At 48.6% G+C, this 10679-nt stretch carries 10 protein-coding genes; 3 read left to right on the top strand and 7 right to left on the bottom strand.

All coding sequences use genetic code 11. The features are described 5' to 3' along the window. Nucleotides 1-1006: 1006 nt before the first annotated feature. From FD01_RS02605 to FD01_RS02590, 4 genes are all read right to left on the bottom strand, one after another. Entirely contained in the window at nt 1007-2224 is a 1218-nt protein-coding gene (locus tag FD01_RS02605) for a GNAT family N-acetyltransferase (protein WP_056962493.1), read from the bottom strand. Nucleotides 2225-2234: 10 nt separating this feature from the next. Then, nucleotides 2235-4637, bottom strand: a complete 2403-nt coding sequence (recD2, locus tag FD01_RS02600; protein ID WP_056962492.1) for an SF1B family DNA helicase RecD2 — start codon at nt 4635-4637, stop codon at nt 2235-2237. Further along, nucleotides 4630-5283 carry a tetratricopeptide repeat protein gene (locus FD01_RS02595; RefSeq protein WP_054718621.1) on the bottom strand — a complete coding sequence of 218 codons (654 nt, stop codon included), beginning with the start codon at nt 5281-5283 and terminating at the stop codon, nt 4630-4632. The genes recD2 and FD01_RS02595 overlap by 8 nt, the downstream gene beginning before the upstream one ends. Before the next feature lie 83 nt (nt 5284-5366). Continuing rightward, nucleotides 5367-6029 (bottom strand): histidine phosphatase family protein, encoded by a 663-nt coding sequence (locus tag FD01_RS02590; protein WP_056962491.1) that lies wholly within the window; start codon nt 6027-6029, stop codon nt 5367-5369. A 104-nt stretch (nt 6030-6133) separates the two neighbouring features. Between FD01_RS02590 and FD01_RS02585 the strand changes: the two genes are divergently transcribed. Continuing rightward, complete coding sequence (locus FD01_RS02585; protein WP_054718610.1) at nt 6134-7312, top strand: iron-containing alcohol dehydrogenase; 1179 nt, start codon at nt 6134-6136, stop codon at nt 7310-7312. A gap of 97 nt (nt 7313-7409) precedes the next feature. Here FD01_RS02585 and FD01_RS02580 read toward each other — a convergent pair whose 3' ends face one another. Next, nucleotides 7410-8150, bottom strand: coding sequence for a CPBP family intramembrane glutamic endopeptidase (locus tag FD01_RS02580; RefSeq protein ID WP_054718613.1), 741 nt, complete (start codon nt 8148-8150; stop codon nt 7410-7412). Nucleotides 8151-8239: 89 nt separating this feature from the next. After that, complete coding sequence (gene mnmA / locus FD01_RS02575; protein ID WP_056962490.1) at nt 8240-9370, bottom strand: tRNA 2-thiouridine(34) synthase MnmA; 1131 nt, start codon at nt 9368-9370, stop codon at nt 8240-8242. A 133-nt stretch (nt 9371-9503) separates the two neighbouring features. Between mnmA and FD01_RS15960 the strand changes: the two genes are divergently transcribed. Together FD01_RS15960 and FD01_RS02570 are read left to right on the top strand one after the other, a co-directional pair. Continuing rightward, nucleotides 9504-9674, top strand: a complete 171-nt coding sequence (locus tag FD01_RS15960) for a hypothetical protein (RefSeq protein ID WP_156647257.1) — start codon at nt 9504-9506, stop codon at nt 9672-9674. 15 nt (nt 9675-9689) lie between these two features. Continuing rightward, the gene (locus FD01_RS02570) at nt 9690-10211 is read left to right on the top strand and encodes a GNAT family N-acetyltransferase (RefSeq protein ID WP_056962489.1); all 522 of its coding nucleotides are present in this window, start codon (nt 9690-9692) and stop codon (nt 10209-10211) included. A gap of 48 nt (nt 10212-10259) precedes the next feature. On the opposite strand, the gene FD01_RS02565 is transcribed toward FD01_RS02570, so the two are convergent. Further along, entirely contained in the window at nt 10260-10601 is a 342-nt protein-coding gene (locus FD01_RS02565) for a DUF1831 domain-containing protein (RefSeq protein ID WP_056962488.1), read from the bottom strand. Nucleotides 10602-10679 lie beyond the last annotated feature (78 nt).

Below are 10679 nucleotides of genomic sequence, written 5' to 3'. Positions count from 1 at the left end.
TGAGTGCGCCTATGGTTAGGTATCTCTATCTCTAGTATTTTTCAAACTTCCTCCAAGTCAAACTTTAGTGATCAATGATGTCCGGCATCGTAAGTGTTTCTTGCCCACCATCAGGCGCCAGTGGTCTATCTCCCGTTACAGTGATTTGAAATTGGGACTCCAGCTGGTCACCGGTACGTGGAGAGGGTCCTCGCCGGAGCTAGCCGAGATGTGTCGCTACGCTCCCCACTCGCCGGATCTCCGACTGCGGAGTGATGTAGGTGGTAAACCACCAACATCACTCTCACCACGTACCGGTGACCAGCTTCCGTCCCAATTTCAAATCACTTCCACTACGTTAGACCACTGACGCCAGATGGCTACGAAACGTGTGATGCCAACATGCATCTGCGATTACACGAGCTGACCGCGCGGTGGTGAGACATTTCAATCTGTAAGTTAGTCATACCAACTTAAAAAATATGCGAGCGGAAGCGGCTTGGCAGAACGGCGGAAAATTGGACAATTGCCTGTGGGAGTGAAATCAAGTGAAACGCCGGTTTGTGGCGGTTCGTGCAGATTTCACCGGCAGAATTTGAACCGAAGTGGTTTTCTTCGGTTCAAATTCTAGGCAAAAGCTCCTCAAACGGTCTTTGTTTGAAAGCTGGCGCCGGCCGCACCGGAAACTTGTCCAATTTTCCGCAGTGGCGCCAAACGCTTTCGCTCACATATTTTCGGGCCGCTAGGCAATTGGTATAACTAACTAGAAGATGAAAACCACACTGACGATGCCGGACAGCAACAGTCATTTGGACAAATAAAAACACGACCTTGCAGCTTGCAAAATCGTGCGGAAAAGTGGAATTTCTTCTCCTCAGATCAACCACCTCTGAGGAAAATCTTTCTCAGACATGGACGCTATCTGAAAAAGAAAAAATTAAATTGAAAGTGGTTGATTAACATTTGAAGTTCCTCGCTCATTAGAATAATCTCATTAAACCACACTCACGCAACGGCGTCAATGTGATCAGAAATAATCGGAGAAGTATGGCTCTTCCATAGGAATGATGCTTTCCAAATTCTTTAACGCGGCTTTTGAGGCATGCAAGCGTTCAATGCGTGCCAAGTATGACGGTCGGCGGTAACTCATTAGCATCGTCGTCAAAGTTTGGATGTCGACATCCACAGCCTCGCCAACTGGGCGATTGGTGACTTCGACTTCCCCTTTTTCATTCCACCATAAGCCAAACGTCTTATTGTTCCACTCGGCTAAGGGATCCGTGACGTTGAAATGCACCGGCTTGCCAGGTTCCGTGAATGGATATTCTTTCAAGAATTCGGCCACATCCACGATCCGCGCCATGAAGTAAGGGTGGATGGTTTGTTTGATGTCACCATCAGACAACAGAAAGTGCAGGGGTTCATTTTTGTAAATATTGCCACGGACATGTTCCACCATGGAAAAATGCGCTGACACGAAATTCCACAAGCCGACGCGGGCTTCTTGCGTGTTGTACACCATTTCTTTAATATGGAAAACTTCATTGGCGATCCAATACAGCACATAGCCTTGCGGTTGGTCTTGGGCATCATAATAAACGCCGGCGATGCGCTCTTCTTCATTTTCCCAGCGCCAGTATTCATCCCAGTTCAGCTGATTGCGGATCATCGCGCCGTGATTGTGCAAGGCATACGTTTGATACGTGGAGATCACATCCGGGTCATCGATTTCCAGTCGTTCCACATGGCCTGGTGTGGGTTGTGGTTTCGGCAGTTGCGTATCTTTGACGTCAAAAGTCAAATGATCCGACATGATCTCCCAACCTTTTTTGCGGTAAAACGGGATCGAATAAGGATAAAGATAAGAGATCCACTGTTTATGCGCGCGCATGTGTTGTAAGGCTATGCGGATCAAGTCATGCATCAAACCATGCCCGGCGTATTCAGGGTAAGTTCCCACCCCAGTTAAGCCGCCCATTTTGACTTGTTTGCCATGGAGGTTCACGGTACAAGGGTAAATGGCCAACTGTGAAATCAATTGGTCATCATGAAACCAGCCGATCACATCAGATTTTTCCAGCACTGGGCGCTTGGCGCGTTCCAGCTCGCCTTCTTCATAACCTGATTCTTCGACTTCTTTGGCGGTCACTTGAAAAACATATGCCAACAAGTCGTTAAATTGTTCCAAATACTCTAACGTCACCGGTTTAATGGTGAGCTCTTTGCGTATATTATTGTCGTCCATCTCGAAAATTTTACTCCTTATGGGGTATTACGGGGTCAACTGTGGCAAAATCCATTGGCTTTACATTCGCCATGCCGATCATTGGATCGATGGTTTGGCTTTGGATGAGCGCTTCAGTCAATACAAATACTTTTGGTTCGTTATCACTGTCTTCATTGTCCGATAGCGAATCGTTTGTGTCAATCGGTGTCATGACGGCTTGCAAGCGCGCCACTAAACTGGTTTTACGGTTATCAGCCACTGCTTGGACTGCAAGTTCAAACGCGCGGGGGTCACCCATCAACACCAAAGACTGACTCGCCCGCGTGACTGCCGTATACAACAAGTTTCGCCGGAGCATGCGCTTAGACGCCAAGGTCAGCGGCAAAATCACCAAATCAAATTCGCTGCCTTGGGCTTTATGAATCGACGTGGCATAAGCTAAGGTAAACTTGGCAAAATCACTGCGCGTATAAGTGATCTCCGTTGAATCAAAGTCGATGATCAACTCATCGGTTTTGGATTCGGCTTCTTTTGCTGGGGTGATCCCGATCACGCGCCCGATTTCGCCGTTGAAGACTTGTTGTTCCGGGTTATTCACCAGCTGCAAAATCTTGTCGCCGATGCGATACGTCCGCTCGCCAAAGGACACTTCTTTAGAACGGTCAGACTTTTTGGGATTGACGATGTTTTGCAATAAGGCGTTGAGCTGATCGATGCCGCCAGCGCCGCGGTACATTGGGGCTAAAACCTGCATATCATTGAGATCAAATTTTTGCGCAGCTTTGGCCACGACTTGGCCGACCACTGCCGCCAGTTGGTTAGGTGGGCACAAAATAAAACTGCGGTCAGCTTTTTGTTGTTGCCAATCCGCCGGCAATTGCCCCATATTGATGGCATGGGCCAAGTCGATGATCGACGACTGCGAATCTTGACGGTGAATATGCGTCAGCTCTTGGGCTGGCAAGCAGCGAGCCCGCAATAGATCAGCGAATACTTGGCCAGGGCCGACACTGGGTAATTGATCTTTATCGCCAACTAAAATCAAGCGAATCCCAGGATGTAGCGACATCAACAAAGTGCGGAACAAATAAGTATCCACCATCGACATTTCATCGACGATCAATAACCCATCAGGTAATTCTTTGGGCTCATATTCATCAGAGTCGATGGTCAAGCCGAGCAACCGGTGAATCGTGCTAGCAGGCAAGCCAGTGGTTTCCGTCATGCGCTTGGCGGCGCGACCAGTCGGCGCGGCTAACATGATCGGAAAGGGTTCGTCTTTATAGGTATTGATATCAAGCGATAAGGCGTTGATTTCCGCATATGTCCGCACGATCCCATTGACCACCGTAGTTTTCCCCGTCCCAGGTCCCCCAGTCAACGCAAAAATGCCTGATTGCATCGCGGTGACGATGGCATGACGCTGGGTGTCATCATAGGTGATGTCGGCGGCTTTTTGAACATCTTTCAAGGCTTTTTGAATCGCCTTGTCGCTAGGTTTTTCAACATCTTGGTCGAGTTGCTTCAGGCGATTGGCGATTTCAAATTCGGCATCATACAAGCGCTTGGGGTAAATGCGTTTGTCTTCTGACATAATTTTATTGCTTTTGCGCAAAGCCACCACGGCGTCAGCGACATCATCTGGTGTGATTTCGACATTGCGCGCCCCTTCAAGCATGCCGATGGTCGCGTCTAACAGCTCTGGTAGTTCAACGTAAGTGTCGCCTTCGCCTTCAGTTTGATTGGTCAAGGTTTCCATCACCGCCCCTTGAATGCGAATCGGGGCATCTGGGGCGATATTCATGTGCGCCGCGATCGCATCAGCGCGCTTAAAGCCGATGCCGTCCACGTCAGCGATCAAGCGATAAGGATTTTCTTGGATCACATCTAAGGCGTCAGTGTCATACAAGGCATAAATCTTAGCGGCCATGTTGGCGGTGAAGCCAAAATCATTTAAGCCGATGATCACTTGTTCCATGCCGAGATTGGCTTTGAGATTATCGACTAACGTTTTTTGGCGGTCAGGTTTGAGCTTCAACGGCGTCAGCACGCTTGGATCTTTCAAGATCTTGTCGATGGCATTGACGCCAAGCTCATCGACAATGCGCTCGGCCGTTTTCTTGCCGATGCCCGGAAATTTCTCCGAACTCAAATAGCCGATCAGCCCAGCTTTACCTGAAGGCTTTTCGACTTGATAGTTGTCTGCGGCAAATTGTTGGCCGTATTTGGGATGGGTGACCAGTTTCCCGACAAAGTGGTACGTTTCATCTTCTTTGACATCCCCAAAAGAGCCGGTCACCACAATTTCTGGCTCCAACCAAGTGAGATTGGTTTTGGTGATGGTGATCAATAAGATCTTAAAAAAGCTGGTCGGACTTTGGAAAAAAATGCTTTTGACCCGGCCGGTGACGCTTTGTGGCTCGTCAGTCATCCGATGACTCCTTGTGCAATAAGTAGCCGGCGATATCGCGCACTTGGTTGGCCTTTTGATCGTAGCTGTCAGGATCCAAGCGCTTGGCATCATCCAAATACTTCGATCCATCTTGGCCTGCACCAGTCAAGGCCATGCCATAAGTGAAAAAGGCTTGGGCGTTTTTAGTGCGCAGTTGGGGTTCCAACATATCTGCGGCTTGTTGGAACGCCCCCATGCCGAGTAACAGCTCAGCCGTCAATAACGCAGCATCCAATCGATGTGGCGCGGCTTCATGGGCGGTCAGCGCAAAGGCTAAAGCTTTTTGCGGTTGTTCCAAGTGTTGATAGGACAAAGCCACCATGTATGTGGCATCTTGGCCTAAGTTGTCTTGATTTTTCGTCAGTTGTTGGAAATATTGAATGGCCAATTGCCAATTTTCTTGGCGGAATTGCAATAAGCCAAAGTTATACACCAACTCGCCATCTTCTGGAAATAAGCCGATTGCTTGCATCAATAATTGCGTCGCTTCATCATACGCATTGATGGCGATGAGCATCGTTGCCAGCGTCGCATAACGCTTTGGATCTTTGGGATTGTCATCGATGGCGGCAATGGCAGCATGAATCGCCCCATCGTGATCACCATGATTGAATTGGGCGATCATATTTTGCTTGGATTTCTTGGGCGCTTGAGATTTTTTTGATGTGTTGCTGTGTTTATTATCTTTTAACATCGTGACGCCTCCGGTTAAATCGTGTCAGTGGGATCGAGTTTCTTGGTCAAGTATTCGGTATCATTCCACTTGATCAACTTGAATGGCAGGTTGGGACCATAGGCTTCAAGAATGGTCACCGAAGAGTTGGTCAAACCGCCCATTTTGCGCATGTCAGCGATCGGCGTGCCGAGGAGACTTTGAATTAAAGCCACCAAAGCCGCCCCATGGCTGACGAACAAAAGGTTCTCCTCGCCAGTGACATCTTTTGCCACTGCATCTAACACCACTGGTTGCATCCGCTTGATCAAATCTGGGAAGGTTTCGCCTTCGATGGCTGTAGGATCATAGTCATCAGGCGCGGCGCGAAAGGCGTGTAACTCTTTGGGATACTTCTTGGCGACATCAGTGAACTTCATGCCTTCCATTTTGCCCAAGTTGAATTCCCGCATCCCTACTGTAGTCGTAGTGGGAATATTTTCATTGAGATCTTGTAACAAGGTGTTGGCCGTCGCTTGAGCACGTGGCAAGGGACTGATGTAGCAATGGGCAAAATGCGTGCCTTTCAAATAACCCGCCAGCTGGTGGATCTGTTCATAGCTTTCTGGAAGCAGTGGCGAATCCCCATTGGCCCCTTGATAGCGCCCTTCCAAATTCCATTGCGTCTTGCCGTGCCGCACAAAAAATAATCGTGTCAACTGCGCACCCTCCTTGTTGTTGCTTCTATTATCGCGATTTTTACGCGCCTTTTCAACCAGCCGGCGGTATAATTGGGGTAATCAGAGATTTGGAGGCCTTTTCAGTGAAAGATTTTACTTATTACAATCCCACCGACATTCGCTTTGGGGACTATATCGACGCACAACTTGCCAAAGTCGTGGCACACTTTGGGCAAAAAGTGTTATTGGTGTACGGTGGCCATTCGATCAAAAAAAACGGTTTGTACCAGCGCGTGATCGATTTGTTAAAAGGCTTTGATATTGTGGAACTTGCAGGCATTGAACCTAATCCGAAAATCGATTCCGTTCGCGCTGGGGTGAAGCTGGCCCAAGATCGCGACGTGGTGTTAGCTGTTGGTGGCGGTTCTGTGATCGACGCTGCCAAAGTGATCGCCACTGCCGCACATTACGATGGCGACGCTTGGGACTTAGTGGTCGATCGCGACCTGGCACAAAAACAAACCATGTTGCCGCTCGTGGATATCGTCACGCTTGCAGCCACTGGCAGTGAAATGAATGTCAATGCCGTGATTTCTGACCCGAGTCAAAATGCTAAAGTCGGCGCTCGCTGTCCAAATCCTCCTGCGGTTTCCTTCTTGGATCCGCGCTTGACCTTCACCGTGCCTGCCAGCCAAACCGCTGCAGGTTCGATGGATATTTTCTCCCATTTGTGTGAACAATATTTTGATCGCTCAGATTCCAACGATGTGTCTAAAGGCATGATCGAAGGCTTGATGCAAACCGTCACCCGCTGGGCCCCAGTGGCAATCAACAAACCTGATTCATTGGATGCGCGCGCAAACTTAATGTGGGCGGCCACCAATGCTTGTTCTGGATTAGTCGGTGCTGGCACTGAAAGTCGTTGGTCTTGCCATGCAATGGAACATCAACTGTCTGCCGTTTATGATGTGACCCATGGCGTGGGTTTAGGGATCTTGACGCCGCGCTGGATGCAATATGTCTTAGATCACGATGAATCAACAGCAAAGTTATTCGCCCGCTTCGGCCATCGTGTCTGGGACTTGCCAGTGTTAGGCAATGTGCACAACCGCGCGCAAGAAGCCATCGATGCCACTTGGAGTTGGATCTTTGGCTTAGGCTTTGGCATGACCTTGCCAGAAATTGGGATCAAAGATGAAGCACACTTTGCTGAAATGGCGAAAACTGCCGCTGCTGGGGGCTTAGATCACGCCTACTTGCCACTGGATGCACAAGCGGTCGAAGATATTTATCGCGCCAGCATTACGCCTGGTATCCACTAACCATACGCAAAAGCCTTCGCTGAAAAACATCGGCGAAGGCTTTTTGGCGTCATTACGGTAATCATTACGTTGCTGGGACGAAAAAGCCGCCGATCACTCAGCGACTCGTTTCCAAGTTCAATAATTTCAATGGTTTACGACTGCCATGCACAATGATCACCGCGATAGCAAGGTAGATCATCACCCAAAACAGAGATCCAAATAATAAAATTTGGAAATTCCCAGTTGGCGTTCCAGACAAGCCGTGAATCGCCACCGCAATATAATCCAAACTGAAATGAAACGCCATCGGCACTAGCAAACTGCCACTACGCAAATACATTGCCGCCAGCATCACCCCCATGCCAGCTGCTTGCAGAATTTGAATCAGTGTGATGCCGGCACTTTGATGAGTCAAATTGATCAAATGCAAGGCGCCGAACAACAACCCAGACGTCAACATTGCCGCCCAAGCATTGCGCCAGTGTTTCAGCAATTGACTGAAGATCACGCCACGGAACATGCATTCTTCGGTCGCTGCGGCCACAATGCCCGTCACGATACCAGCAGGGATCCGACTAGTATGCCCTAACTTGTAAGTAATCACACCAACTATCAGCCACAACAAGATCAACCAAGTCCAAGTCCACCATTTTAAATTGAGGAAATGAAGTTTTTGATGGATCAGCCACCAGTTCAGCAACAAGATCACGCCAAATTCCAGGCCTTTATACACCAGCAAATGCGGCACATAAGCAAAATGCAACAACCGGGTGCTGTAGCCGATCACCACTTCCCCAAGCAGTAATTCCAAAATGAAAAATAGCGTCAAGCGCCAGTACCATGATAACTTTTCCATAGAGTCCTCCTATCACGTCATGCGCCGATTATACCAAATTTCACTTCAATAAAAAAACAACCGGATCCAACGACCCGATTGTCTCATGATTAAACGTATTGTAAAACTTTCTCGTCAGCGTAGGCCACGTCGATGGTCCCACCACCGTAGCACTCCTCACCGTTGTATAACACAACCGCTTGGCCTGGGGTGATCGCACGCACTGGCTCGTCAAAGACGATATGCGCATTGTCGCCGTCTAAGTGCACCGTCACGCCAACATCAGCTTGGCGATAACGGAACTTGGCGGTGCAATGGAAGTCTTGCGCTGGTGCTGAGCCGGTAAAGAAGCTCATGCCAGAAGCATCAAGGCTAGTCGCCATCAAATGTGGGTTGTTGAAGCCTTGGCCCACATACAAGATGTTCTTCGACAAGTCTTTGCCGACGACAAACCAAGGCTCGGAGTTCTCAGAGTTCCCACCGATGCCAAGGCCGCCGCGTTGGCCAATGGTGTAATACATCAAACCATCGTGTTGGCCTTTAACTTCGCCATCGTAAGTCATCATCTTGCCAGGTTGAGCTGGTAAGTAAGTGGATAAGAATTGCTTGAAGTTACGCTCGCCGATAAAGCAGATCCCAGTGGAATCTTTCTTTGCGGCAGTGGCCAAACCGTACTCGGCGGCAATGGCACGTACTTCTGGCTTTTGCAAATGGCCGATCGGGAACATCGCCTTTTTGAGTTGAGCTTGGGAAAGCTGGCTCAAGAAGTAAGTCTGATCCTTGTTGCCATCTGCGCCGCGCAACATGTGCACGATGCCATTCTCATCAGTGGTCGTTTGCGCATAATGGCCCATGGCGATGTAATCCGCATCAAGCTCTTCAGCGTAATCTAAGAATGCTGCGAACTTCACTTCCTTGTTGCACATCACATCAGGGTTTGGCGTGCGGCCGGCTTTGTACTCCGTTAAGAAATATTGGAACACGCGATCCCAATATTCTTTTTCGAAGTTGATCGAGTAATAAGGGATGCCGATTTCTGCAGCCACCTTGGCCACGTCTTCGTAGTCTTCAGTGGCGGTACAGACGCCATATTCGTCGGTGTCGTCCCAGTTTTTCATGAAAACGCCCACCACGTCATAGCCTTGTTGCTTCAGGAGCAAGGCGGTCACGCTGGAGTCCACACCGCCTGACATCCCGACGACAACGCGGGTATTGCTGTTGTCCATATGATTCACCATCATTTCATTAAATTGCTGAAAGCATTGATTTGAAGGTCAAGATTCCAGTAACGCTCAGTATACCATAATTGCTTGCCAAAAGTAAGCTAATTACCTCGCGTTTTTTGGCGTATACTGAAAGCCTGAGGTGATTCTCTTGCAAATTTTCTTAGCCTTGATGGGCTTATGCTTACTGGTGTTAGGCGCACAGTTTATGTCCGGTCGCTGGCTGTCGATGTTAAAAGCTGACGCCTCCAAGCAAACTGGTATCGCAGTGGGCTTACCTCTGCTCGTCTTTGGCTTATTGTTGTTACGCTTCGCATTTTAATTGAGCAGGGTTTGAATGGATCCAGCATACTTAACTGGCACGCATTGTGTCTTACGCGATATTCCGGAATCCGATTATCCGGAACTGCGCGCGATCGAAAACGCTGTGGGTTTAGAAGCAGATGATGAGCTCCCTTACCCGCAAACCCTTGATGCCATCAAGAAAATGGTGACGATGAAAGCCCCAGATCACTGTTTCGGCATTTATGTCGGCCATAAATTAGCCGGCAGTGTCGCAGTGTTTGGCGTCGATTTCTTGCACCAACATGCTAAAGTCGGCATCGCAATCAGCCCTGAGTTTCAACATCAAGGTTTAGGCCAAGATGCCTTGACTGTATTGTTGAACTTCTGCTTTGCCCAAATGCCGCTGCACAAAATCAAACTCACGGTATTTGCCGACAACCAACCGGCGATCCACTGTTACGAAAAGCTCGGTTTTAAATGCGGAGGACGCTTTAAAGACGAATACTTCCGCAATGGTCAGTTCATCGATTTACTGGCATATGATTTAATGCGTGACGACTGGCTGGCCAACTAAACAAAGACGCCTTGGATTTTTTGAAATCCAAGGCGTCTTTGTTCGCGTTTAGGCGAGTTTGATCACTTGACGCTCGATCAATTCGGCAATGATGTAATTGAACTGTTCAACATTTTCTGCGGTTTTGTCTGTTTTGAAAATGTTGACGGCTTTTAAGCCATTACCGGTAGTCACACCCATTTGAAAAGCGGAGAGATCAGCTTTAAACGTGATGCGTAATTTATTAGCCGCGGTAAATGGGGAGTTGGGGTCAAGCGAGCGTTCCAATTGGAAGTTGCCGTTTTTGGTTTTGGTAAAGCCCAAGTCCATTAACGTGTAACGCTTCACTGCTGGATCCACAGCGTAAGTCTTGGGACTGCCAAGTGGTGCACTGGTGGTTGCTAATGCCATAAATGTTCCTCCTTGTAAATCTTGGTACTGTCAAACGTACCTCGTTTAAATTCATAATTTCCGAACAATAAAAAACAC

The organism is Lacticaseibacillus manihotivorans DSM 13343 = JCM 12514 (assembly GCF_001435035.1).
GTDB classification, from domain to species: Bacteria; Bacillota; Bacilli; order Lactobacillales; family Lactobacillaceae; genus Lacticaseibacillus; species Lacticaseibacillus manihotivorans.
The sequence above is the reverse complement of the archived record's forward strand: the minus strand, read 5'-3'. Positions and strand labels throughout refer to the sequence as shown.

Excerpts from the sequence above, each read along its gene's own strand:
- recD2 (WP_056962492.1), bottom strand. The coding sequence starts at position 4,637 with ATGACTGACGAGCCACAAAGCGTCACCGGCCGGGTCAAAAGCATTTTT.
- FD01_RS02580 (WP_054718613.1), bottom strand. The coding sequence starts at position 8,150 with ATGGAAAAGTTATCATGGTACTGGCGCTTGACGCTATTTTTCATTTTG.
- mnmA (WP_056962490.1), bottom strand. The coding sequence starts at position 9,370 with ATGATGGTGAATCATATGGACAACAGCAATACCCGCGTTGTCGTCGGG.
- FD01_RS02570 (WP_056962489.1), top strand. The coding sequence starts at position 9,690 with ATGGATCCAGCATACTTAACTGGCACGCATTGTGTCTTACGCGATATT.
- FD01_RS02605 (WP_056962493.1), bottom strand. The coding sequence starts at position 2,224 with ATGGACGACAATAATATACGCAAAGAGCTCACCATTAAACCGGTGACG.
- FD01_RS02565 (WP_056962488.1), bottom strand. The coding sequence starts at position 10,601 with ATGGCATTAGCAACCACCAGTGCACCACTTGGCAGTCCCAAGACTTAC.
- FD01_RS02595 (WP_054718621.1), bottom strand. The coding sequence starts at position 5,283 with ATGATCGCCCAATTCAATCATGGTGATCACGATGGGGCGATTCATGCT.